Source organism: Bradyrhizobium sp. (genome assembly GCF_027451485.1).
Taxonomy (GTDB): domain Bacteria; phylum Pseudomonadota; class Alphaproteobacteria; order Rhizobiales; family Xanthobacteraceae; genus Bradyrhizobium.
The window spans coordinates 1-23,215 of the sequence record NZ_DAIDJE010000108.1; the positions used below are offsets into that span (position 1 = coordinate 1).

Below are 23,215 nucleotides of genomic sequence, written 5' to 3' on the forward strand. Positions count from 1 at the left end.
CGCACTCGACCATGTTGAGCCAACTGGCGTGTTTCGGGGTGTAGTGGAACTCGATGCGGCGCAGGATGCGGCGGGCCTCGGCAGGGGCAAAAGCCTGGTAGAGGGCGCCGGCGGTATGGGTCGACAGATTGTCCTGCACGACACGGATGCAATCGGCATCGGGATAATGGACGTCGACGAGCTCGCGCATGCAGTGGGCGTAGTCCACGGCGGCGCGGCGGTCGGTGACCTTGACGTTGCGCCAGCCGCGATGCGGGTCGAAGGTAACGAAGAGATTGACGGTGCCGTTGCGGCGGTACTCGTAATCGTAGCGCTCGCGCTGTCCCGGCTCGGCCGGAATCGGCTGCCGCACCTCGCCGACCAGCTGGACGGGGGTCTCGTCGAAGCAGACCAGCGGCCGGGCAGGATCCGGCGGCTCGGCATAGAGATCGAGCACGTCCTCCATGCGGGCGACGTATTCGCCGTCGACATGGGGAATGCACCACATGTCCCTGCGCCACGGCTTGAGGTCGTTCTCAACCAGCCGGCGGCGCACGGTCTCGCCCGACAGGCTGTCGTGATCGGTGAGCTTGACCATCGTGTCGGCCAAAAGCGTCAGCGTCCAGCGTTTGCGACCGGCGGGCGGTTTGGCGCATGCCGTCGCCACCAGCAGGGCCTCCTCCTTGCCGGTCAGCTTGCGCTCCGCGCCCGGACGCGGCTCCTCGCTCAAGGCCCGCTCCAGATTGCCCTCCACGAAGCGGCGCTTGATACGGCCTACGGTGGAAAGGCTGACCCTGACGGTTTGGGCGATCTCCTCGTCGCGGCGGCCCCGATCGGCCGCCAGCAAAATCTGCGCCCGCTTCAGCTTGCGGGCGGCATGCTTGCCGCCGCCGAGCATCGCCGTCAGTTCATTCCGCTCGGCTTGGCTCAATTCGACCCGGTATCGTACATTCATCCTTCGCCTCCTGTCATCGGAGGCCGGGACGAATCGATCCATGAGTCAAAAATCAGGCGCGCGCTTCACCGAGAAGCAGGGACATTACCTGGCTTTTATCTACACCTACGCGCACATGTTCGGACGCCCACCCGCCGAAACCGACATGCAGCGCCATTTCCGCGTCAGCCCGCCGTCAGTCCACCAGATGATCGTCACGCTCGAACGAAACGGTTTCATTCGCCGTCAGCCCGGTGTTCCCCGAAGCATCGAGATTCTCCTGCCACCCGAAAACTTGCCCATCCTCGAATGGCTCGGTATCAAAACGTCAAAATCACTGTGATGAACCACTAGTGCTGTCTAGGAACTTCAAATGGAAAGCGGCACTAGAATCATTGGGTCTGCTAGTGCCCACGACTTTCCGACGTTCGTGAATGGAGGATGCTGAGGTGGTGCACGAACGTCGGAAAGTGGGCACTAGTCCGAAACAGGAGGGCGCCAGTCTCTTCGCCGCCGCGGGGCTATCGCAGGACGCACCCCATCCGCTGCCCGACCGGATGCGGCCGCGCTCGCTTAGTCAGGTCGTCGGCCAGGACCATATCCTGGGGCCCGACGGCGCGCTGACGCGGATGCTGGAAACCCGCACGCTCGGTTCGCTGATCTTCTGGGGACCGCCGGGCACCGGCAAGACCACGGTGGCGCGGCTCCTGGCGGATGCGACCGAGTTGCATTTCGAGCAGATTTCGGCGGTATTTTCCGGGGTTGCCGACCTCAAAAAGGCCTTCGAAGCGGCGCGCGCGCGGCGCGAGACGGGCAAGGGAACGCTGCTCTTTGTCGACGAGGTACACCGATTCAACCGCGCGCAGCAGGATTCTTTTCTGCCCGTGATGGAAGACGGCACCGTGGTGCTGGTCGGCGCCACCACCGAAAACCCGTCCTTCGAGCTCAACGCGGCGCTGTTGTCGCGCGCGCGCGTGCTGGTGTTTCATTCGCTGGATTCCGCAGCGATCGAAAAACTGTTCGTCCACGCCGAGGAGGTCGAAGGCCGCAAGCTCCCGCTCGATGCGGAAGCCCGCGCCGCGCTGGTGCGCATGGCCGACGGCGATGGCCGCGCCGCGCTGACCCTGGCTGAAGAAGTCTGGCGGTCCGCTCGTGGCGGCGAAACCTTCGACGCCGCACAGTTGCAGGACATTCTGCAGCGTCGCGCGCCGATCTACGACAAGTCGGCCGACGGCCATTACAACCTGATCTCGGCGCTGCATAAATCGGTGCGCGGCTCCGATCCTGACGCTGCGCTGTATTATCTCGCGCGCATGCTCGACGCCGGCGAGGACCCGCTCTATCTGGCGCGCCGCGTCGTTCGCATGGCGGTGGAAGATATCGGCATGGCCGATCCGCAGGCGCTAGTGATCTGCAACGCAGCCAAGGACGCCTATGATTTCCTGGGCTCACCGGAAGGCGAACTCGCGATTGCTCAGGCCGTGATCTATGTCGCGACCGCACCGAAATCGAATGCAGCCTACAAGGCCTTTGGCGCGGCGAAACGAATGGCGAAGGAGGCCGGTTCGCTCTTGCCGCCGAAACACATTCTGAATGCGCCGACCAAGTTGATGAAGTCGGAGGGCTACGGCGAAGGTTACGACTACGATCACGATGCGCCGGATGCCTTCTCGGGCCAGGATTATTTTCCGGAAAAACTCGGCCCGCAGACCTTTTACGATCCACCGGATCGAGGTTTCGAGCGCGAAATCAGAAAGCGCCTGGACTATTGGGCAAAGCTCAGGAGGGAGCGGAACGCCAAATAAGAATGCTCGGTCGCGTCATTTCCCGGTCTTCACGAAGTCCAGAATTTGATCCGTTAGTCGCGTATCGTTTGTGTTGATCGAATAGACTTCCGACATGTGGCTGTGCTGCGGCAGGACAAGCGTACGTGCGCAGCCGACAGGTCGCTTGCAAGTGGCTGCCTTCAATTGCTCGAGCTGCTCGACAAAGCGGGGTGGATCGAGTTGCGCGGCAACGGCCATCAAGGGAATAGTGGTCTGCAAGAGGCCGGGCAGGGACGACTCGCCGGAATTGCGGGAAGGATCGTTGCCGAAATAGCTGCGTTCGGGCGCGTTCAGCGGACCCGCGTTCAGGTCGTAGACACCGGACAGCATGATGGCGCCCTTCAGGCCGCCGCTCTTCACCTTATAGAATTCGGGGTGGGACACATAGCTCGCGACATGGACCGCGCCGGCCGAGTGGCCCATCAAATAGACGCGTGATGGGTCGCCGCCGCGCTCAGTGATTTCTTTTGATACCCACTGGACGGCGGCCGCGACATCCTCGGCGCCGGCGGGCCACGGAAACTGCGGCGCCAGACGGTAGGTCATGTTGACGCCGATGAAGCCGTTCCTGACCGCCCATAGCATGATGTTGTCGTAAAAGGGGCTGTCAGGTGTCCGCCGCTTGTTGCCGCGGACGAACGCGCCGCCATGAACGAAGATCAGCACCGGCCGGCCGGAGGTCGTGGCCAGCGGCATGAAGACGTCCAGCAGGTTGCGTTCGTACGGGGCATATTTGAGGTCGCGCTCGATTCGGACGCCGAAATAGGGTTCGGTTTGCTGGAGCGGCGCGTAGAGCTTGGCGGTGGCCTCGGGGTCGACGACGCGGCCGAGCTCGGCGAGCTTCCGGGCGATGTCCGGCGGCATCGGGCTTTCCGCGGCCCAGGACGGGGCCGCGATGACAGCCGCAACAGCCAGGACAAACTTTGACAAAACACGCTTCGACAACAGCACTCAAATACTCCCAAGGCCTGCCGGCCGCGCGGAAGATGGCCGATCCGCCCTGCAATTTGTATTCATTTCGCCGTGACGATCCGGGCCTTTTACGTTACCCAGTGACGGACTTTGGAGCCGAAACCTGATGAGCCGCCGCAGCCGCAAGCCTCTCGCCAAGCGACATTCCGCCGATCGTCCGAAGGGCGAGCGGCCGTTTCGTTCGGGCGAGGGCCGCCCGCAAGCGCATCGGCCGGCCGGAAAACCCGTCAAGCGTCCTGCGGCCTCTGCGCCCCCGGCGCGGCGGCCTGTTGCCGCAGCGCCTCCCAAGGACGAGACGGCGCTGTTGCCCACGAAAGTGCAAACCGTGGTCGTCACGGCGGATGAGAACAACATGCGCGTGGACCGCTTTCTCGAGGCGCGTTTTCCGGGACTGTCGTTCTCCCACATCCAGCGCATCGTCCGGAAGGGCGAACTGCGTGTCAACGGCAGGCGCGCCGATAGCAAGGATCGGCTCGAAGCGGGGCAGAGCGTTCGAATTCCGCCGCTGAAGCTGGAAGCGCCACGCCAGGCCGCGCAGCTTTCGGAAGCAGGCGCCAGGACGCTGGCCGCGCTCAAGGAGATGACGCTCTACGAGGACGATGACGTTCTCGTGCTCAACAAGCCGGCCGGGCTTGCGGTGCAGGGCGGTTCCGGCACCACGCGCCACATCGATCAGATGCTGGAGGTGATGCGCGATGCCAAGGGGCAGAAGCCGCGCCTGGTGCATCGGCTCGACAAGGAGACCTCGGGCTGTCTTCTGATAGCGAAGACGCGGTTTGCAGCGAGCGCCCTGACCGGCGCATTCCGCCATCGCTCCGCGCGCAAGATCTATTGGGCGCTGGTTGCCGGGGTGCCGAAGCCGAAGCAGGGCCGCATCTCGACCTACCTCGCGAAGGAAGAGAGCGAGGAAGATTCGATCATGCGGATCGCCGAACACGGCGATGAAGGCGCAAGCCACGCCGTCACTTACTATGCGGTCGTCGAAACCGCCGCGCAAAAGCTCGCCTGGGTTTCCTTGAAGCCGGTGACCGGACGGACGCATCAGTTGCGCGCCCATATGGCCCATATCGGCCACGCGATCATCGGCGATCCCAAATATTTCAACAAGGAAAACTGGGAGTTGCCGGGAGGTTTGCAGAACCGGCTTCATCTTTTGGCGCGCCGGATCGTGATCCCGCATCCCCGCGGCGGCGTGATCGATGCGACTGCGCCGTTGCCGCCGCACATGCTGCAATCGTGGAACCTGCTCGGCTTCGATGCCAGCCGGTTCGATCCGATCGAGCACGCGCCGGAAGAATAGTCGCCTTGCGACAGGCATGCTGCAACCCGACATATCCTCCATGAAGAGGTTCTTGATCCTGGGCGGTGTCATCATGGCGGTTGCGCTCGGCGCAGGTACGGCGTCGGGGCAGATCATTGGACCCGGTGGGCTCCCTCCGGCGCAGCCGCCACCTCTGCCTGGACCGAAGATCGAGGTTCCGAAAGTGCCGAAGATGGATGAATTGCCCGAACGAAACTATGTGCCGACCACGCCTCGCCCGTCATTCAGCGACAAGGTCAACGCTTGTCTGGATGAGGCCGCGGCGAGCGGATTGGCTCCGGGCGATCGCGACTCCTATGTGCGCGCCTGCGCCAATAGCCGATGATTGTAGCCGTTGCGGGAGAAATGCGGGCACGGCCGATTAGCGATGCGCCGTTGGTCGCTTTAAACGCCGCGATGGGCAGCCGTAATAAGTGAAATGGGAGCCGAAAACCGGATAGAAGATGCGCGAATTATTCGACGAGATCGCCGGTCAGTCCGAGACCAATCCGATGCAGGCGGCGCAGCGCGCCGCGCGGGCGGTTCAGCGCAAGCGGTTCTATAAGGAATGCGCTGTTGGCGAGGCCGATGGCGGCTTCACGGTCATGCTTGACGGCAAGCCGATCAAGACGCCGTCCGGCCGCGTGGTCGTCGTGCCGGTGCGTTCGCTCGCGGCGACCATCGCGGCGGAATGGAATGCCCAAAGCGAGATCATCGATCCCCTGACCATGCCGGCGACGCGTTTTGCCAACAGCGTGGTGCAGGGAGTGATCGACAACGCGGCGGCCGTCACTGACGATGTCGCGAAATATTTCGGCTCTGACCTGTTGTTTTACCGGGCCGGTCATCCCGAAGCGCTGGTGGCGCGCGAGGCCCGGCATTGGGATCCGATCTTGTTCTGGGCCGCCGAGGCGCTAGGCGCGCATTTCATGCTAGCTCAAGGTGTGATGCATGTCCGCCAGCCGGAACAGGCCATTGCCGCGGCGCGCGGAGTGCTGCCCGACGATCCCTGGGCCATCGCAGCGATGCATGTGATCACCACCGTCACTGGATCGGCGCTGCTGGCGCTGGCGCTGTTTCACCGCGTGATTGATCCCGACCAGGCTTGGGCCGCCGCACATGTCGACGAGGACTGGAACGCCGAGAAATGGGGCGTGGACGAGGAGGCGGCGACGCGAAAAGCCGCCAAGCTGATCGATTTCAACGCGGCGGCGGCCGTTCTTGAAGCGCTGCATAAACGAGCCTGAACGTTTCGGTTAACGCGGGGTTTACGACACAGGCGCTAGCTTCGCCGCGTATTCCCGGTGAACCATGGCGATCACGATCAATCCAACGCTTCAGCCCGTAACCGCACCGGCGCCCAGCGCGCCGGTGAGCGGCATCGTGCTGCAAGCGGGCCAGGTGATATCAGCTGAGGTCCTCCAGGTCCTTGGCAATGGCGAGGTGCAAATCGCCATCGGCAACGAGACCATCCAGGCCGCAACGCAGGTACCGCTTCAGGCCGGCCAGACGCTGCAACTACAGGTCTCGCAAACCCCAGGCGGAATCGGCCTTGCGATCGTCGATCAGCCGAGCACAGCCGCGAACCCGGCGAGCGCGGGCGGCTCGGCGACGTCAGATCCCGTTATCACGCTGTCCCCGTCACTTGCCGCGGCCGTGGCCCTGACGGCGGACGCGATGCCGCCGTCGACTGCCCTCACCCAGCTCGAGACGCTGGCGGTTTCGACTGCGGCACAGACGGCAGCGACGCAACAGAGCTCGCTCGCGCCGCTCTTTGCCGATCTGAATGCTGCAACCTACTTGCCGAACCTCCCGTCGCAGCTGCAGCAGGCGGTCGCACAGGTGCTCGCGCAACGGACCAACCTTGACCAGAATCTCACGGCCGGTGGGCTCAAGCAGGCTTTCCAGTCCTCCGGCCTTTTTCTGGAAGCCTCCCTCGCATCGGGAGCGGCGCCGGCGTCGAACGGTGTCCCCGACCTCAAGGCGGCTTTGATCGTGCTGCGGCAGGCGCTGACTTCGGCGCTTTCGGACGTGACGGAGAATGCCGGTGTTGCGCCGGTACTGGCGTCGCAGGCAGATGCATCGCAAGCCGTCGTGACCGGCGGGACAAGCGCGACAATGACATCCGGTGCCGCGGCAATTCTCACGAACGACGCGATCCCTGCTTCGGTTTCTGTGAGCGCAGCGGAGCAGGGGACGGCGACCGTTGCAGCCGTGGCAGGCGAATCGACGGCTCAGGTCGAAGCCTTGCCCGCGGCGGTCGCGGCCGAACTCGCGCCGCAAGCCATCGCCGGGGCACCGTCGATTGCGCCGCAGGCCAGCCCTCTAACGGCGACTGCAACGCCCTCGGCTCAGAGCGCAGCGCCGGTCGCGCTTGCGCAAATCCTGGGACTCACCCCGGGCAATCAAAACTTGAGTGCTGTGCCAGCGGCCGCGGCGCGCGCAGCGGCTTCCAGTGCAGCGTTCAACCTGTTGCAGGAAGTGGTTCAGGCCTCACCGCTTGCCATCACCGACCCGTCGCAGTTCGTGGCCGAGAATGGCCAGGCGCTGGCGCTCCTGCCCGTGGTTGCCGGCGTCAGGACGACCGATGATGCGGAATTCGCCCGCACCAATCTGCCGCCGCCGCCGATCAATGGCGCGCTGCCCTCGGCGCAACCGGTCGCGCCGGCGACGCTCAACGCGCATACGCCGTTCGAAGTGGTCTTGCGGCATCTGCTCGCCGACACCGATGGCGCACTGGCGCGGCAAACGCTGTTGCAGATTGCCTCGCTTCCCGGTCAGGTCACAGATTCTGCGGCGATGCGGATTGATCCTTCCATTGCGCGCTGGCATTTCGAAATTCCATTCGCGACCCCGCAAGGAACGGCGCTGGCGCAATTCGAAATTTCGCGGGACGGCGGTGGCCGAGAAATATCGGCTGCCAAGGCCACTTGGCGCGCGCGCTTCTCGCTTGATGTCGAGCCGGCCGGCCCCGTTCATGCGCTGGTTTCGCTGAGTGGCGACCGCACGTCGGTCAAGATGTGGGCCGAGCGGCCGGCGACCGCCTCGCAATTGCGGTCGGGGGTCTCGCAGCTGACGCAAGCTCTGAGCCGCGCCGAACTGATGCCCGGCGACATTGTGATCCGCGATGGCGCGCCCCAGCAGCCGGCGCCCGCATCGGCGGGGCATTTTCTGGATCGGGCGTCATGAGCGAGAGCAGGAGGAGCCAGCTGGCGGTCGCCCTGCATTACGACCGTACCGGCGCGCCGCGCGTCGTGGCCAAGGGCAAAGGCACTCTTGGCGAAAAGATCATCGAGGTCGCCAGGGCCAATCATATCCCGATCGAAGAGAACGAGGTGCTCGCCGGCGCGCTTTCGAATGTCGAACTCGGCGAGGAAATTCCGGCCGAGCTCTACAAGGCGGTTGCCGAAGTCCTGGTCTTCGTATTGCGGCTGTCGGGCCGGGTCCGCTAGGGCATGCGATCTACTGCCGGTTCAGCTGCAGCGATACGTCTGTGATGTTCGTCCCGCGAGGGCGCAACGACACGAATTGCTGGTTTCCGCGCGTGGACAGAGATAGTCCGGCGGAGAAATTCTGCCCTTGCGCCAGCGCTTCGATGCGACCGCCGGCGGCGCGCCCCGAAATCGTGCCGGACGCATTGCGACTGGCCTCCGTCCATGAGCCCGAAATCCTGCCGTTCCGATCCTGGACGTCGCTGGTCAGATCGAAATTATAGCTGGCGCTGGCGCAGCGGAGATTCAAATGAAGCTCTGCCCGGCCGGCAGGGTCATAATCAGCGCGGCAGCGCAGCCGTTCCTGCGTGCCGTCCGAACTCTGAAGCACGCCGCCGCCGGTCCACGTCCCGGCCATCGCGGTGAACGGCGAAACCGCGGCCACTGTCGAGTGCGCGGGAAACGCCAAGGTGGCGATCAGCATTCCTGCCTGCGCGATCCTTGATCCATGCATCGTGCAATCTCCATTGCTTTTCCGGAAGGGGCATCAAACCTTTGATGCTCTAACGCCGGAACAGCAGGAGGGGTCCGGGAACTCTGGTGCGGGCCGAAACCCTGAACTAGACTTCAGCGCCCTGACCGCCAGAACAACAGAACAAGCCGGAGGAATCCATGAAATCTGCTCTTCTCACCTCGTCTATGATGCTGGCCGCCGCCAGCGGCTGGGTTGCCGCGACGATGTTCGCGCCGTCCGCAACCGGCAAGGAGCCGCGTTTTCCGCAGCTCTCCATGGACGAGCTTAACGAGGCGCAAAAGCCGCTCGGCGAGAAGATCATGAAGATTTCGAGCGTTGGAATCGGCGGGCCATATAATCCGCTGCTGCGCAGCCCCGTACTCGGCCAGCGCCTGTTCGATTTGTTCCATTATCTGCGCTGGGAGACCTCGGTCCCGACCCGTCTCAACGAATTTGCGATCCTGATCATCGGGCGGCAATGGCGTTCGCAGGTCGAATGGTTCGCGCATGCGCCGATTGCGGCCAAGGCCGGGCTGAAGGCGGAAATCATCGCCGAACTGAAGGAGGGCAAGCGGCCCTCGGGCATGGCCGATGACGAGGCGCTCGTCTACGACTTCGTCACCGAACTGACGACGACGCAGAAAGTATCCGACGAAACCTTTGCGCGAGCCAAGAAGCTGTTCAGCGATCAGCAGATCGTGGACCTGACGGCGGTTGCGGGCAACTACGTGATGGTTGCGATGATGCTGGCGATGGCGGAGCAGACCGTGCCGCCCGGCAAGGAGCCGCCGTTCAAGGCGGGAGAGAAGTGAAGCTCGCGCCGAAGGCGAGGCGTCCCGGGATGCACGAGGAGCAGCCCCGGGATCAGGATTCTGGATGCTCAATTGCGCATCTGGGATCTGGTGCTTTTGCGGCCCTCCCGGAATGACATGACGCAAGCGAAGCGGGGCCTCAAGCCTTCGCATCGCGGCCGATCCTGCCCAGATGGGTGAAGCCGAAGCCCGCCTGGTATTTCAGCCCATAGCCCAGCGCGCGATCGATGCCGATATGCGAAAGCCAGATCAGCCCCAGCGACAGCACCAGCGGCGGCGCAAAGCCGAAGCCGATCCCAAATAGCGCTACCGGGATGATGGTGCTGTGGGCGGCGTTGTAGACGGCGGCGCCGGTCTTGGGCCCGGCGAGATAAGCGAGAAAGCTTAAATCCGGCGCCAGGAACAGGACCGCGTAGAGCCACCAGGATCCGCCCCAGAAGGCGTAGACCAGCGTCATTCCGGCAAACAACGTCAATCCTTCCAGGCGGAGCAGGATTCGTACCCCGCCGGATGCACTGCCGGTCATCGCCTGACTTGCCATTCCCTCCATCGGTCTGCCTCCCAGTATGCGCTTCCAGATATTAGGCAGCCCAGGCCAGGTCGAGAAGCTCCCCTTATCGTTCGCGGAGGGCGTTTCCCCTTGGCGAAAGGCCTGTTAGAACGCAAGCAAAGGCAGGAGATCGGGCTGGGCTGGTGTGGCGACTCTGAGGTTTCTTTCAGGGTCGCCGCGAGCTCTCAGAAGGAACGTCAGCATCAAGGCCATACCAGGAATGATATTGCTGGTGTCCCTTGGTTGTGCCGTTCGCCAGATTGCCGGCTGCGATAGGATGCGAACGTCAGAACCGGGACACCAGACGAGATGAAGGACATTCTGGATACTCTTGAAGCACGGCGCGCGGGCGCTCGCCTCGGCGGCGGCGAGAAGCGCATCACCGCGCAGCACGCCCGCGGCAAGCTCACTGCGCGCGAGCGGATCGAGCTTCTGCTCGACAAGGGCAGTTTTGAGGAGTTCGACATGTTCGTCGAGCACCGCTCGACCGAATTCGGCATGGAAAAAACGAAAGTGCCAGGCGATGGCGTCGTGACCGGCTGGGGCACCGTCAACGGCCGCAAGACTTTTGTCTTCGCCAAAGACTTCACGGTGTTCGGCGGATCTCTGTCCGAAACCCATGCGCTGAAAATCACCAAGCTTCAGGACATGGCGATGAAGGCGAGGGCGCCGATCATCGGTCTTTACGATGCGGGCGGCGCGCGCATCCAGGAAGGCGTTGCTGCGCTTGCCGGCTATTCCTATGTGTTCCGCCGCAACGTGATTGCCTCGGGCGTGATCCCGCAGATCTCCGTCATCATGGGCCCGTGCGCCGGCGGCGACGTCTATTCGCCGGCGATGACGGATTTCATCTTCATGGTGAAGAACACGAGCTACATGTTCGTCACCGGTCCGGACGTGGTGAAGACGGTCACCAACGAAGTCGTCACGGCCGAAGAACTCGGCGGCGCGTCGGTGCATGCCACGCGCTCCTCGATCGCCGACGGCGCCTTTGAGAACGACGTCGAGACGCTGTTGCAGATGCGGCGGCTGATCGACTTCCTGCCGTCCAACAATACCGACGGCGTGCCGGAATGGCCGAGCTTCGACGATATCGAGCGCGTCGATCTCTCGCTCGATACGCTGATCCCCGACAATCCGAACAAGCCGTACGACATGAAGGAGTTGATCCTGAAGGTCGTCGACGAGGGCGATTTCTTCGAGATTTCGGAGGCGTTCGCCAAGAACATCGTCACCGGATTCGGCCGCATCGCCGGCCGCACCGTCGGCTTCGTCGCCAACCAGCCGATGGTGCTGGCCGGCGTGCTCGACAGCGACGCCTCGCGCAAGGCGGCGCGTTTTGTCCGCTTTTGCGATGCGTTCAATATCCCGATCGTCACCTTCGTCGACGTGCCCGGATTCCTGCCCGGCACCGCCCAGGAATATGGCGGGCTGATCAAGCACGGCGCGAAGCTTCTGTTCGCCTATTCGCAATGCACGGTGCCGCTGGTCACGATCATCACGCGCAAGGCTTACGGCGGCGCGTTCGACGTGATGGCGTCCAAGGAGATCGGCGCCGACATGAATTACGCCTGGCCGACGGCGCAGATTGCCGTGATGGGCGCCAAGGGCGCGGTCGAGATCATCTTCCGCGCCGACATGAACGATCCCGACAAGATCGCGCAGCGCACCAGGGAATATGAGGATCGTTTCCTGTCGCCCTTCATCGCTGCCGAGCGCGGCTATATCGACGACGTCATCATGCCGCATTCGACCCGCCGCCGCATCGCCCGCGCGCTCGCGATGCTGCGCGACAAGCATGTCGAGATTCCCGCAAAGAAGCACGACAATCTGCCGTTGTGATCGACGAAGACGATCAGGCCGACGACATCTCCCAGCTCGAAGCGCGGATCGAGCGGCTTGCCGAGACCGCCGAGCGATGCCGGAAGTTCATTTTCGCCTCTAGGATCGCGATCGGCGTCGGTTGTGCATTGCTGCTCCTCATGGTGCTCGGCGCGGTCGGCATTGGCGCCGTCGTTTTGCTCGGATCGATTGCGCTGGTGCTCGGCGGAATCGTGTCGCTCGGCTCGAACGTCAGCACCTTGCGCCAGACCAATGCTGGCATCCATGCTGCCGAGGCGCTGCGGTCGGAGTTGATCGGCGGCATCGACCTGAAGGTCGTTCATGATACGCCGATGAAGCTGATGTGATCGGCCGGTTCGCCGGCGCGTATCAAATCTCAGCGGAGTTGCCGCTGGTTCGCATGGCAGGAGTTTGCCGACCAGCGCCGCTAAACAGTTAAATCACATTCGTATCCGAAGATTTTTGCGTCACGCTTGAGTCATCTTGCGCGGACGCGGGCTCAACCGTGAACGGATTCAGCGGAGGTTCATCTTGAGCCGGCAAAACTGAATGTATTCTCGCTCGCGAAAGGGGCATGACATCGTGAAACCTGGGGACCTCTTGAATTTCGGTGCTGGATTGGCCGCGGGCGCGATCGTGCTTGCCGCAGGCGCACAAGCTGCTCCTGTGCCGCCGCTCGCAGGGCGGGCGGCAACCGTGCCGGCGGCAATTGAACAGGCCGTCGTATCGCAGGACAGCGTCGGCCGGATGAAGCCTGTCGAAGTGCGCTGGCATCGCCATTACTGGCACCGTCACCATTGGCATCATCATCATTGGCATCATCGCCATCGGTGAGACGATTTCGATCTACGCCTGCATCATATTCATCAACTTACCTACGGAAAGGAATCGCAATGAAAATACTTGCTGCCTCGTTGTTCGCGCTTGGGATCGGTCTTGCGTCGATGTCGGCTTCGTCGGCAATGCCAGTGGCGCCGCTCGACCAGGCGGCCGCGCCGCAGACTGCGACCATTCCGGTCGCGGGCGGTTGCGGACCGGGCTGGCATCGCGGACCTTATGGCGGCTGCCGCCCGATGTATAACTGCCCGCTTGGCTGGCATCCCGGGCCGTTCGGCCGTCGCTGCTTCCGCAACTGGTGAAATGAAAATGAAAGGGGCGGAAATTTCCGTCCCTTTGTTTTGCAGAAACTGCAATAAAAAACCCCGCTTCGGAAAAGCGGGGTTTCCATATTGGCGAAAGCCTCGATCAGATCGGGCGGCAACGACCGTAGCGCCAGGCAAACCCGATCGGGCAGCGGCGGCCGGGAACGACCACCACGGGCCGATCGACCACGACAGGGGCGCCGGGTACGACGACGACCGGTCCGCGATTCACACGGCAGCCGCCATAGGGCCCGCGATGCCACCCCGGGCCGCAGCCGCCGGCCGCGCTGGCGCTGCCGATACCTGCGAACGTGACTGCAACGAGTGCAGCAGCGAAAAGATATTTCATGTTGTCTCCCTTCCTAATGCCCAGTCAGCGTCTTGTTACGTCGATAAACAATCGACCGGGCAGGATTGCCGCCTTCCCAGGGAGCGACGAGCCCGGTCTGCGATCGAACTTAGGAAGACCCATGTGAACCCTTTGTGAATGGACGAAGCGAGTAACGTTCATTTCGCCAGGAACGCCAGCATCAGCGCGTTGAACTTGTCCGGTGCATCGAGGAACACCAGATGTCCGGCGTTCTCGATCACCTCGGCGCGGGCGTTCGGCATCTTTGCCGCCAGCGTTTTGGCCAATTCGGCGTTCTGGCCCATTTTCGGCCGCAGCGCCTCCGGCGCGAGCGGTTTGCCGGGCGCGTTGTGATCATCGGCTCCCATGATGAACAGCGTCGGAAGCGTGATCAGCGGTATCTCGTGCGCAACTGGCTCGCGGTAGATCATCTGTCCCGATGAGACGAAGGCGTGAAGCCAGCGCCGATAATCCGCCGCGCCCTTGATGTTGAAGCGTGCGTCGATGAAGGGCGCCATCGCCTCGGGCGGGATCTTCGGTGCATAATTCTTCTCAAGCTGCTTGAGATAGCCTTCGGCGGTGAGCTTGTCTTCACGCTCCATGATCTTTTCGGTCGGCGTTGGCGGCACGTACATCCGGTAATCTTCAAGGCCGATCGGCGCGGCCAGCACGAGGTGATTGACGCGCTCGCCATAGGCGCGCGCGATCCGCACCGCGACCATGCCGCCCATCGAGTGCGCGACGATATCGGCCTTCGCTACCCCGAGATGATCGAGCAGCGCGATCGTGTTGCGGGCCAGATTGTCGAAGTGAAGTTCGCCGGAGGGCTTTGAGGATTTGCCGAAGCCGACCTGGTCCGGCACCACCACGCGATAGCCGGCCTCGCTAAGCACCTTGATCTCGGGTGCCCAGTAGCTCGATGGGAAGTTGCGCCCATGCAGCAGCATGACGACGCGGCCGTTCGGCTGCGCCGGCGCAACGTCCATATATGCCATGCGCAATTGCTCGCCATCATTGACGACCGGCATCAGGTTCACCGGGTAGGGATAGGGAAAGCCTTCGAGGCCGATGCCGTACGGCTCGCGCTGCGCGATGCCGGGTTCGCGGGTCGCGGGCTGGCGCTCGGCGGCGCTGCCGGCCGCAAACGGCAGAGCGAGGCAGGCGATAAGGCCCGCCGCGGCCAGGGAACGATTCATTGAAGTCTCCGAAAGCTATTCTTTTTGCGTAATCGCCGGCATAACGGCACGTGCGGCCCGGTCAAGGCGCCAGCAATGACAAGCGGGTGATAGCTGAAGCTAAGCGGCATCCCCGAACAGCGCCGCAAAGCGCTTCTCGCCCTGGCGGCTGAATTGAACCACGCGGCTGCCCGGCGTGGGATCGCGCGCGGCCCATTTCAATTCGGTGAACCGCTTCAACAGCGCCGCGCCCAACGTGCCGGCCAGATGATGGCGGCGTTCGCTCCAGTCGAGGCAGGCCTTGCAGACCGGCCGGCGCGGATGGGCGAGCGTCTCGGCGCTGATCTGCAGGGTGCTTTCGAGGAAGCGCCGGCCTTCGGCCGTCAGTTCGATGTCGTGCTTGTGCTGGCGCACCAGCTTCTGCCGCCGCAAGCTGTCGAGCATCTGCACGCCGAGATCGCCGGCCAGGTGATCGTAGCAGACGCGCGCGCGCCGCAACGCCGGATCCTTCGGTCCGGTGCGCACGCGCATGTGGCCGGCGCGGGCGGCAAGCGCCGCGAGGCCTTCCAGCACACCGCCGACGTCGGGATCGGCAAGGCGATAGTAGCGGTGGCGGCCCTGCTTTTCCTGCTCGATCAGGCCGCCCGTTTCCAGCTTCGACAGATGCGAGCTTGCAGTCTGCGGCGTGATGCCGGCTTCCTGCGCCAACTCGCTGGCCGTGAGTGCGCGGCCGCTGAGCAGCGCCGTCAGCATGTTGGCGCGGGCGGGGTCGCCGACCAGCGAAGCGACCATGGCAATGTCGGGTCCTGCTTTCATAGTTCGGTATTAACCGAAGCATTGGTGAGGATCAAGCGGCTAGCGTCGTCGTTATCAGCCCGACCGACAGCACGCGGAGGCTCCCATGCCGGTGACCGTTTTCATTCGCTATCAGCTTGATCCGCATCAGCGCGCTCAATTCGAGCAATATTCCAGAAACTGGCTTTCGATCATTCCGAGATGCGGCGGCGATCTCATCGGCTACTGGATGCCGCATGAAGGCACCAACAATATCGCGTTCGCGCTGATTTCGTTCGAGAGTCTCGCAGCCTACGAGCAATATCGGGCGCGGCTGCGCACCGACAGGGAGAGCGTCGCGAATTTCAACTTTGCCGAGGAACACAAATTCATCCTGAGTGAGGAACGAACGTTCCTGCGCCAGGTGACGGCCTGAACTGTCAGCAGCCTGACAGCATGCCGGCTGCGTCCGCTGGCGTGGCCCGCGGTGCAGCGATAAGCTGACCAGGACGCTGAGAACCGCCGATAACCAATACTGCAAACTGCGAAACAGGAGACGGCGATGCCCATTTCATTGGCCGACAAGCGCGCGACATTCCGCAAGCTGCATGAGAGCGGCTGCTTCCCGATTCCCAATCCCTTTGACGCAGGCTCTGCGAAGGCGCTGGCGCAGATGGGGTTCAAGGCGCTGGCCTCGACCAGCGCCGGCTTCGCCTGGACGATCGGCAAGGCCGACAATCATGTCACGGCCGACGAGGTCTGTGCTCATCTGACCGCGCTGTGTGCCGCGGTCGACCTTCCTGTCAACGCCGATTTCGAGAACGGCTTCGCCCACGAGGCCGAGAACGTCGCCGTCAATGTCGCCCGCGGCGTCAAGACCGGTGTCGCGGGCCTGTCGATCGAGGATTCAACCGGCGACAAGGCAAAGCCGCTCTATGAGCGGGCGCACGCGATCGAGCGCATCAAGGCGGCGCGCGCAGCCATCGATGCTGATAACAGTGGTGTCCTGCTGACCGGGCGTTGCGAGGCGTTTCTGTGGGGGCTGGACGATCTCTCGATGGCCATCGACCGGCTCTGCGCCTATGCCGAAGCGGGCGCCGACTGCCTCTATGCCCCCGGCATCAAGACCAGGGAGCAGATTTCGGCGGTGGTGAAGGCGGTTGCGCCCAAGCCGGTCAATCTCTTGATCGGTGCGTCCGGTCTGTCGGTCAAGGAGGCGGCCGATCTCGGCGTTCGGCGGATCAGCGTCGGCGGGTCGCTCGCGCGTACCGCCTGGGCGGGCTTCATGCGCGCCGCAAAAGAGATAGCCGAGCAGGGCACCTTCGGCGAACTCGTCAACGGATTTTCCGGGGCCGAACTGAACAGGATGTTCCGCTAAAGCTACCTGATCAACCCCTCATCAAACTCTCATGGAGAGGAGCCGCAAAGCAGCGCCTCGAACCATGAGGCTCTGGGCCAGCCTACATCCTTCAAGACGCGCGCAGGCCCGGATAATGCGGGCGCGGCTTGCAATGCCGATTGATCGGCGGACCGGTTATTTCTTCGCCGGCGCGTTGCCGGGGGCGGCGTTGTTGGTAGCCGCGCCGCCCGTGCTGGTGGAAGCGGGCGATGGCGTCTGCGGCTTGGCCGGGGCAGCACCGGTTGTCGTACCCGGCTGACTGTTGCTGTGGACCGGGGCCGTCGAGGCCTGCTGCTGCGTCGAGGTGTGGTTCAGCCCGTAGAACACGGCGCCCAACACGATCGCGATACCGATTGCAAACAGCGTGATCCGGGTATTGCTGGCGGGGCCTTCCGCCATCTCGGGATCGGGCTGCAAATCATTGTCGATTTCGGCCGGCGAGCGCCTGTCATCGATATAGGTTCTGGTCGGACCTTTAAGATGGTTGCGATCATAGGGGTCGCTGGGATTGTTCTCGTTGGCCATGGCCGGGTTCCTTCCTGTCTTTGGGCGACAACGGCGAGCCGTCCGGGTGGGTTCCGGGCCTTTCGCTGTTTCGCGGCGCCGTGAGATGGCCGAGAATGGAACTGTCAAACGATACACGAGGGCAAAATGTGGGGCCTGCCTCCCAGCGATACTGTATTGCACCTGCTTTCGCTGGTGGCGCTGGCGGCGCAAGCCATGACGGCCGCGCTTGCCGCCGGCCGGCGCAGCATGGATTGGGTCGGCGTCAGCCTGCTCGGCTGCGTTACTGCCCTTGGCGGCGGCACGATCCGCGACGTGGTGCTGGGGCATTATCCGCTGCCATGGGTGGAAAACCCGTCCTATCTCGCCATCACCGCGATCGCGGCCTTTGCGACGGTGCTGATTGCCCGCACGGTGCATCGGCTCACGCTGGCTTTTCTGGTCCTGGATGCCATAGGGCTTGTTGTTTTCACCATGGCCGGCTGCGACGTGGCCTGGCAGATGAACGAGCCGCTGCCGATCGTGATCGTTTCCGGCATGATCACGGGCTGCGCGGGCGGGGTGCTGCGCGACATTCTCTGCAACGATGTGCCGCTGCTGTTTCGCTCCGAACTCTATGCCAGCGTGTCGGTCGTCACCGGGCTGTTTTACGCCACAGCCTTCGGGCTGAAGCTGAACGATGAACTTTGGACAGCGCTTACCTTCGTGCTCGGCCTGTCGTTTCGCCTGCTCGCGATCCGCTACAAGTGGGAAATGCCGAAATTCGTGTTCGATGCGGACAAGAAATAGCGGCGCCTACCTCCGCAGCTTCGCGACCTCCTCGGCGGTTGCCGCCGGCGCAGCATTACCCCAGGCGTTGCGGATATAGGTCACGACGTCAGCCACGTCCTGATCCGGCCACTTGGAATAGGGCGGCATCGATCCGGTGTTGGGTGCGCGCGGCGTCGTGATCGTTTCGGCGCCGTCGAGCACAATCCTGATGGCGCTGGCGGGATTGGCGGATTGCAGGTTGGCGTTGCCGGGCAGGGGCGGATAGATCCGCGGCGCGCCCGAGCCGTCGAGTTCGTGGCAGGCGACGCAGGATCTTTTGTACAATTTCTCGCCATTCGCCATTTGCTCGGGCGCGGGCGCCGCTACCGCGGGCTCCGGCGGCCCGGCCGCGAGGCCCTTTAGATACACCGCCATCGCCCGCACGTCCGCTTCGCTCATTTGCGAGGTCGAGTTGAGCACCACCTGCGCCATCGGTCCATCGGCGTGGCTGTGCGCGTTACGTCCGCTCAGGAGATATTCGGCAATGTCGTCCACACTCCAGGACTTCAGGCCGCCGCGCGCGGCCGCATCGAGGCGCGGGGCAAACCAGCCGCCGACCATGCTGCCGGTAAATCGCCTTTTGGATCTTTCGGCACCGAGGAAATTCTTCGGCGTATGGCACGCGCCGCAATGCGCAAGCCCCTCGACCAGATAGCCTCCGCGATTCCATTCGGCGCTCTTGTTCTGGTCCGGCTCGAACAGGCCGGGCTTGAAGAAGGCGTAATTCCACAGCCGCATCAGAGGACGGTAGTTCAGCGGCCAGCGCAGGGCGGGCGGCGGCGGTGTGTTGCTGACCGGCGCCAAGGTGCCGAGATAGGCACGTATCGCGAACATGTCCTCGCGGACCAGCTTGGTGAAATGGGGGTAGGGGAACGCCGGATAATAGAGCGAGCCATCCGGCGCCTCGCCGTAGCGCATCGCACGTCGAAACTGCTCATCGCTCCAGCGGCCGATCCCGGTATCGCGATCCGGCGTCAGATTGGCGGAATAGATGGCGCCAAACGGCGTATCGACCCGCTTTCCACCGGCGAACGGTTTCTTGGGGTCCGCGGTATGGCAGCTTTCGCAATTGCCCGCCTCCGCCAGCGCCTTGCCTTTGGCGACCATTTCCGGATCGGGAGCGGCGGGAAGCTCGGCGCGGACCAAGCCGGGCTTGAATGCAGTGCACAACACGAGGGCGATGAGAATCGCCCAGCCTTCCCATCGGCATTGCTGCATCGATCGTTCTCCCGTCTTTGGTCGCAGGACCGCCAGGCTGGTGTCACGTCGTTTCGCGGCGCCATTTTTCCACGACAGATCAGTAAAAAGCGAGCCTTCTCGCGAGCACGAAATTGCGTTTTGTATTCGCTGGCATTTTCATCGCGATATTTGTGATGCGGCCGGCTTAAAAACCGACATACACTGGTATTTTTACAGCGCGCGACTAGCTGAAAGTCAAAAGAGCCGGGGCGTTTGCGAGGGTGGAATGGGAATAAACCAGGGTCCGATCAGTCTTGATCAAAAATACACCCAGGGGTCCGGGCACGTTTTTCTGACGGGTATCCAGGCGCTGGTGCGGCTTCCGATGGCGCAAATCCGCCGCGACCGCGCTAACGGGCTCAATACTGCGGGTTTCATCTCTGGCTATCGCGGCTCCCCGCTCGGCGGCTATGACCAGCAGCTTTTCGCCGCCCGAAAGCACCTCGATCAGTACAACATCAAATTCCAGCCCGGCGTGAACGAGGACCTTGCGGCGACCGCGATCTGGGGCTCGCAGCAGCTCAATCTCTCCAAGGGTGCAAAACACGACGGCGTCGTCGGCATCTGGTACGGCAAGGGTCCCGGCGTCGATCGTTGCGGCGACGTCTTCCGTCACGGCAATGCGGCGGGCTCGGCGAAAAACGGCGGCGTGCTGTGCCTCGCCGGCGACGACCATGGCGCCAAGTCGTCTACCGTCCCTCACCAGTCCGACCACGCCTTCATCTCCGCGCTGATGCCCTATCTCTACCCCTCCAGCATCCATGAAATGGTCGAGATGGGCCTGCTCGGCATTGCGATGTCGCGTTATTCCGGCTGCTGGGTCGGTATGAAGGTGATCACCGAGACGGTGGAGACCACCGCGGAAATCGATCTCACCGATGAGATGAAGCCCTTCATCATCCCGTCGGATTTCGAAATGCCGCCGGGCGGCCTCAATTTGCGCTGGCCGGACGACCGCTACGACCAGGATCGGCGCTTGCAGGACTACAAGGGTTTTGCCGCGATTGCCTTTGCCCGCGCCAACAAGGTCAACCGCATCACGATGGATTCGCCGAACGCGCGCTTCGGCATCATGGCCTCCGGCAAGAGCTATGAAGACATCCGCCAGGCGCTGCGTGAACTCGGCATAACGCCGGACGTCGCCGCCAAGATCGGCTTGCGGCTCTACAAGATCGGCATGCCGTGGCCGCTGGAGCCGCAGGGTGTGCGCGAATTCGCCGTCGGCCTTGAAGAAATTTTCATCGTCGAGGAACGCCGCGAGATCGTCGAGAACCAGGTCAAGCAGGAATTGTTCAACTGGCGTGACGACGTCCGCCCGCGCATCGTCGGCAAGATGGACGAGCACGACAAGCGCTTCCTGACCTTTGCGGCCGAACTGAGCGTCGCTTCGCTGGCGAGCTCGCTGACCGAACGGCTGCTCCGCCTCAATCTCAATCCCGAAATTGCCGAGATGCTGCGCGCCAAGGCCGACTGGTTCAACGGCCGCGAGGCGACCCAGATGCAGGCGGTCTCGCCGGTCACCCGCACGCCGTATTTCTGTTCGGGCTGCCCGCACAATACCTCGACCAAGGTGCCGGAGGGAAGCCGCGCCTTTGCCGGCATCGGCTGTCATTTCATGGCGCTGTGGATGGACCGCAACACCGAAACCTTCACCCACATGGGCGGCGAGGGCGTGCCGTGGGTCGGCGTTGCCCCCTTCACCGATGAGGAGCACGTCTTCGCCAATCTCGGCGACGGCACCTATTTCCACTCCGGAAGCCTTGCGATCCGCCAAGCCGTCGCTTCCGGCGCCAACATCACCTACAAGATCCTTTACAACGACGCGACGGCCATGACCGGTGGCCAGCATGTCGACGGCGAACTGACTCCGCAGCAGATCACCTTCCAGCTTCATGCCGAAGGCATCCGCGAGATCTATCTCGTCTCGGAAAATCCGCATCTCTATCCGGCCGCCGATATCGCCCCCGGCACCAAGGTTGCCCATCGGGACGAGCTTGACGCCGTGATGAAGGCGTGCCGCCAGGTCAAGGGCGCGTCCGCCATCGTTTTCGTGCAGACCTGTGCTGCCGAAAAGCGCCGCCGCCGCAAGCGTGGCATCATGGAAGACCCGGCACGCCGCGTCTTCATCAACCCGGCCGTCTGCGAAGGCTGCGGCGACTGCTCGGTGCAGTCGAACTGCATCTCGGTCGAGCCGCTGGAGACCGAGTTCGGGCGCAAGCGCGCCATCAACCAGTCGGCCTGCAACAAGGATTATTCCTGCCTGAAGGGCTTCTGCCCGTCCTTCGTCACCATTGACGGTGGTCAGCTGCGGCGCCGCGCGCCCGCGGGCGTCGGTGATCTCGGAGAGCTGCCGGAGCCTGCCGCCAGGCCGTCGCTGGACAAGCCCTACAATATCGCCGTCGGCGGCGTCGGCGGTACCGGTGTTTTGACCATCGGCGCGCTGCTCGGCATGGCCGCCCATATCGAGGGCAAGGCCAGCATGATCCTCGATATGTCCGGCCTCGCGCAAAAGGGCGGCGCAGTGTTGAGCCATGTCCGGCTCTCCGAACATACAGCGGACGTGACCTGCTCGCGCATCGTCACCGGCACCGCCGATCTCGTGATTGCCGCCGACGAAGTGGTTGCCGCCTCCAAGGAAACCATCTCGCTGTGTGAATCGGGCCGCACCACCGGCATCATCAACAGCCATGTCATTCCGACCGCCGATTTCATCCTTAACCGCGATTTCAATTTTCAGTCCCGCAAGGTCAACCAGGTGCTGGAAACCGCCATGCGGAGGGACTCCGCTTTTGTCGATTTCACGAGGCCTGCGGAAGCGCTGTTGGGCGATGCCATCGCCACCAACATGATGATGATGGGCTATGCCTACCAGCGCGGATTGTTGCCGCTTTCTGCGGGATCAATCGAGCAGGCGATCGAGGTCAATGGCGTCGCGATCAAGATGAATACGCAGGCGTTCCGGCTCGGACGCCTTACCGCCGCCGATCCCGCGCGGATCGCAGCGATGATGAAGGGGCACGACGAGGCGAGCGCGCCGAAGACGCTGGAATCGATGTCGCTCGATGAAGTCATCGCTCATCGCAGCGCCCACCTGACGGCTTATCAAAGCAGGAGGCTCGCTCGGCGGTATCAGAAGCTGGTCAAACAGGTGCGCGATGCCGCGCTCGACCGCGGCTTCGGCGAGGAGTTGCCGCGGGCGGTCGCCATCAATTACGCCAAGCTGCTCGCCTACAAGGACGAATATGAGGTCGCGCGCCTGTTCACGGACGGTCATTTCGAGCAGCAGCTTCGTGACCAGTTCGACGGCGACTACAAGATCAGCTTCAATCTCGCGCCCCCCATTCTCGGCGGCGGAAAGGACGCGCTGGGCCGGCCGAAGAAGCGCGCCTTCGGCGCGTGGATGCTGCCGGCAATGCGGATGCTGGCGAGGATGCGCTGGCTTCGCGGCACGCCTCTGGACATTTTCGGTCGTAGCGCCGACCGCAAGCTTGAGCGCGATCTGATCGCAGGTTACGAGAAGGACGTTGCGACCGTGCTCGGCGTGCTGTCGTCAGCGAACTTCGACACCGCTGTCGAGCTGCTGTCGCTGCCCGATCGCATCCGCGGCTACGGGCCGGTCAAGGAGAAGGCGGTAAAGGAGGCGCAAGTACGCTACGCGCAGCT

Annotated in this window: 25 protein-coding genes; 16 read left to right on the plus strand and 9 right to left on the minus strand. The window is 63.2% G+C overall.

Annotation, left to right across the window (positions count from 1 at the left end):
• Positions 1-934: IS630 family transposase (locus NEZ08_RS14365; RefSeq protein WP_298107922.1), on the minus strand; the 934-nt coding region annotated here is incomplete at its 3' end.
• A 40-nt stretch (positions 935-974) separates the two neighbouring features.
• Between NEZ08_RS14365 and NEZ08_RS14370 the strand changes: the two genes are divergently transcribed.
• On the plus strand, positions 975-1,256 hold the full coding sequence (locus NEZ08_RS14370) for a helix-turn-helix domain-containing protein (protein ID WP_298107870.1): 282 nt from the start codon (positions 975-977) through the stop codon (positions 1,254-1,256).
• 109 nt (positions 1,257-1,365) lie between these two features.
• Positions 1,366-2,718, plus strand: coding sequence for a replication-associated recombination protein A (locus NEZ08_RS14375; RefSeq protein WP_298107925.1), 1,353 nt, complete (start codon positions 1,366-1,368; stop codon positions 2,716-2,718).
• A gap of 15 nt (positions 2,719-2,733) precedes the next feature.
• Here NEZ08_RS14375 and NEZ08_RS14380 read toward each other — a convergent pair whose 3' ends face one another.
• The gene (locus NEZ08_RS14380) at positions 2,734-3,669 is read right to left on the minus strand and encodes an alpha/beta hydrolase (RefSeq protein WP_298107872.1); all 936 of its coding nucleotides are present in this window, start codon (positions 3,667-3,669) and stop codon (positions 2,734-2,736) included.
• Between the two features lie 148 nt (positions 3,670-3,817).
• Between NEZ08_RS14380 and NEZ08_RS14385 the strand changes: the two genes are divergently transcribed.
• The 5 genes from NEZ08_RS14385 (at position 3,818) to NEZ08_RS14405 (ending at position 8,463) form a co-directional block, all read left to right on the plus strand.
• A complete protein-coding gene (locus tag NEZ08_RS14385; RefSeq protein ID WP_298107874.1) occupies positions 3,818-5,011 on the plus strand; it encodes an RluA family pseudouridine synthase in 1,194 nt (397 codons plus the stop codon).
• A 40-nt stretch (positions 5,012-5,051) separates the two neighbouring features.
• Positions 5,052-5,357 (plus strand): hypothetical protein, encoded by a 306-nt coding sequence (locus tag NEZ08_RS14390; RefSeq protein ID WP_298107877.1) that lies wholly within the window; start codon positions 5,052-5,054, stop codon positions 5,355-5,357.
• Positions 5,358-5,475: 118 nt separating this feature from the next.
• Positions 5,476-6,258 carry an ATP12 family chaperone protein gene (locus NEZ08_RS14395; RefSeq protein ID WP_298107880.1) on the plus strand — a complete coding sequence of 261 codons (783 nt, stop codon included), beginning with the start codon at positions 5,476-5,478 and terminating at the stop codon, positions 6,256-6,258.
• Between the two features lie 64 nt (positions 6,259-6,322).
• Positions 6,323-8,200: a flagellar hook-length control protein FliK gene (locus NEZ08_RS14400; protein ID WP_298107883.1), complete on the plus strand. Its 1,878-nt coding sequence runs from the start codon at positions 6,323-6,325 to the stop codon at positions 8,198-8,200.
• Positions 8,197-8,463 (plus strand): EscU/YscU/HrcU family type III secretion system export apparatus switch protein, encoded by a 267-nt coding sequence (locus NEZ08_RS14405; protein ID WP_298107885.1) that lies wholly within the window; start codon positions 8,197-8,199, stop codon positions 8,461-8,463. The genes NEZ08_RS14400 and NEZ08_RS14405 overlap by 4 nt, the downstream gene beginning before the upstream one ends.
• 10 nt (positions 8,464-8,473) lie before the next feature.
• On the opposite strand, the gene NEZ08_RS14410 is transcribed toward NEZ08_RS14405, so the two are convergent.
• On the minus strand, positions 8,474-8,956 hold the full coding sequence (locus NEZ08_RS14410; RefSeq protein WP_298107888.1) for a hypothetical protein: 483 nt from the start codon (positions 8,954-8,956) through the stop codon (positions 8,474-8,476).
• Between the two features lie 158 nt (positions 8,957-9,114).
• On the opposite strand from NEZ08_RS14410, the gene NEZ08_RS14415 reads away from it, so the two are divergent.
• Positions 9,115-9,768 carry a carboxymuconolactone decarboxylase family protein gene (locus NEZ08_RS14415; protein ID WP_298107890.1) on the plus strand — a complete coding sequence of 218 codons (654 nt, stop codon included), beginning with the start codon at positions 9,115-9,117 and terminating at the stop codon, positions 9,766-9,768.
• 139 nt (positions 9,769-9,907) lie between these two features.
• Here the strand turns inward: NEZ08_RS14415 and NEZ08_RS14420 are convergent, their stop codons facing one another.
• Positions 9,908-10,318 (minus strand): DUF4260 domain-containing protein, encoded by a 411-nt coding sequence (locus NEZ08_RS14420; protein WP_298107892.1) that lies wholly within the window; start codon positions 10,316-10,318, stop codon positions 9,908-9,910.
• Between the two features lie 309 nt (positions 10,319-10,627).
• Between NEZ08_RS14420 and NEZ08_RS14425 the strand changes: the two genes are divergently transcribed.
• From NEZ08_RS14425 to NEZ08_RS14440, 4 genes are all read left to right on the plus strand, one after another.
• Entirely contained in the window at positions 10,628-12,160 is a 1,533-nt protein-coding gene (locus NEZ08_RS14425; RefSeq protein ID WP_298107894.1) for an acyl-CoA carboxylase subunit beta, read from the plus strand.
• Positions 12,160-12,507 (plus strand): hypothetical protein, encoded by a 348-nt coding sequence (locus NEZ08_RS14430; RefSeq protein WP_298107929.1) that lies wholly within the window; start codon positions 12,160-12,162, stop codon positions 12,505-12,507. Before NEZ08_RS14425 ends, NEZ08_RS14430 begins: the two co-directional genes overlap by 1 nt.
• Before the next feature lie 235 nt (positions 12,508-12,742).
• The gene (locus NEZ08_RS14435) at positions 12,743-12,994 is read left to right on the plus strand and encodes a twin-arginine translocation (Tat) (RefSeq protein ID WP_298107896.1); all 252 of its coding nucleotides are present in this window, start codon (positions 12,743-12,745) and stop codon (positions 12,992-12,994) included.
• A 59-nt stretch (positions 12,995-13,053) separates the two neighbouring features.
• Positions 13,054-13,299, plus strand: coding sequence for a hypothetical protein (locus tag NEZ08_RS14440; protein ID WP_298107899.1), 246 nt, complete (start codon positions 13,054-13,056; stop codon positions 13,297-13,299).
• Positions 13,300-13,405: 106 nt separating this feature from the next.
• Here the strand turns inward: NEZ08_RS14440 and NEZ08_RS14445 are convergent, their stop codons facing one another.
• The 3 genes from NEZ08_RS14445 to NEZ08_RS14455 all read right to left on the minus strand — a co-directional run bounded on the left by NEZ08_RS14445 (position 13,406) and on the right by NEZ08_RS14455 (position 15,642).
• Positions 13,406-13,651 (minus strand): hypothetical protein, encoded by a 246-nt coding sequence (locus tag NEZ08_RS14445; protein ID WP_298107901.1) that lies wholly within the window; start codon positions 13,649-13,651, stop codon positions 13,406-13,408.
• A 158-nt stretch (positions 13,652-13,809) separates the two neighbouring features.
• The gene (locus NEZ08_RS14450; protein WP_298107904.1) at positions 13,810-14,847 is read right to left on the minus strand and encodes an alpha/beta hydrolase; all 1,038 of its coding nucleotides are present in this window, start codon (positions 14,845-14,847) and stop codon (positions 13,810-13,812) included.
• A 99-nt stretch (positions 14,848-14,946) separates the two neighbouring features.
• Positions 14,947-15,642: a helix-turn-helix transcriptional regulator gene (locus tag NEZ08_RS14455; protein ID WP_298107907.1), complete on the minus strand. Its 696-nt coding sequence runs from the start codon at positions 15,640-15,642 to the stop codon at positions 14,947-14,949.
• Positions 15,643-15,727: 85 nt separating this feature from the next.
• On the opposite strand from NEZ08_RS14455, the gene NEZ08_RS14460 reads away from it, so the two are divergent.
• Together NEZ08_RS14460 and NEZ08_RS14465 are read left to right on the plus strand one after the other, a co-directional pair.
• On the plus strand, positions 15,728-16,036 hold the full coding sequence (locus NEZ08_RS14460) for an NIPSNAP family protein (protein ID WP_298107910.1): 309 nt from the start codon (positions 15,728-15,730) through the stop codon (positions 16,034-16,036).
• A 126-nt stretch (positions 16,037-16,162) separates the two neighbouring features.
• Complete coding sequence (locus tag NEZ08_RS14465) at positions 16,163-16,978, plus strand: oxaloacetate decarboxylase (protein WP_298107911.1); 816 nt, start codon at positions 16,163-16,165, stop codon at positions 16,976-16,978.
• A gap of 156 nt (positions 16,979-17,134) precedes the next feature.
• On the opposite strand, the gene NEZ08_RS14470 is transcribed toward NEZ08_RS14465, so the two are convergent.
• Positions 17,135-17,524: a hypothetical protein gene (locus tag NEZ08_RS14470; RefSeq protein WP_298107914.1), complete on the minus strand. Its 390-nt coding sequence runs from the start codon at positions 17,522-17,524 to the stop codon at positions 17,135-17,137.
• 126 nt (positions 17,525-17,650) lie between these two features.
• Between NEZ08_RS14470 and NEZ08_RS14475 the strand changes: the two genes are divergently transcribed.
• Entirely contained in the window at positions 17,651-18,292 is a 642-nt protein-coding gene (locus NEZ08_RS14475; protein ID WP_298107917.1) for a trimeric intracellular cation channel family protein, read from the plus strand.
• A 6-nt stretch (positions 18,293-18,298) separates the two neighbouring features.
• On the opposite strand, the gene NEZ08_RS14480 is transcribed toward NEZ08_RS14475, so the two are convergent.
• Positions 18,299-19,420, minus strand: a complete 1,122-nt coding sequence (locus tag NEZ08_RS14480) for a cytochrome c (protein WP_298107932.1) — start codon at positions 19,418-19,420, stop codon at positions 18,299-18,301.
• A gap of 358 nt (positions 19,421-19,778) precedes the next feature.
• Between NEZ08_RS14480 and NEZ08_RS14485 the strand changes: the two genes are divergently transcribed.
• Positions 19,779-23,215 (plus strand): indolepyruvate ferredoxin oxidoreductase family protein (locus NEZ08_RS14485; protein WP_298107919.1); only part of this gene is annotated, 3,437 nt, incomplete at its 3' end.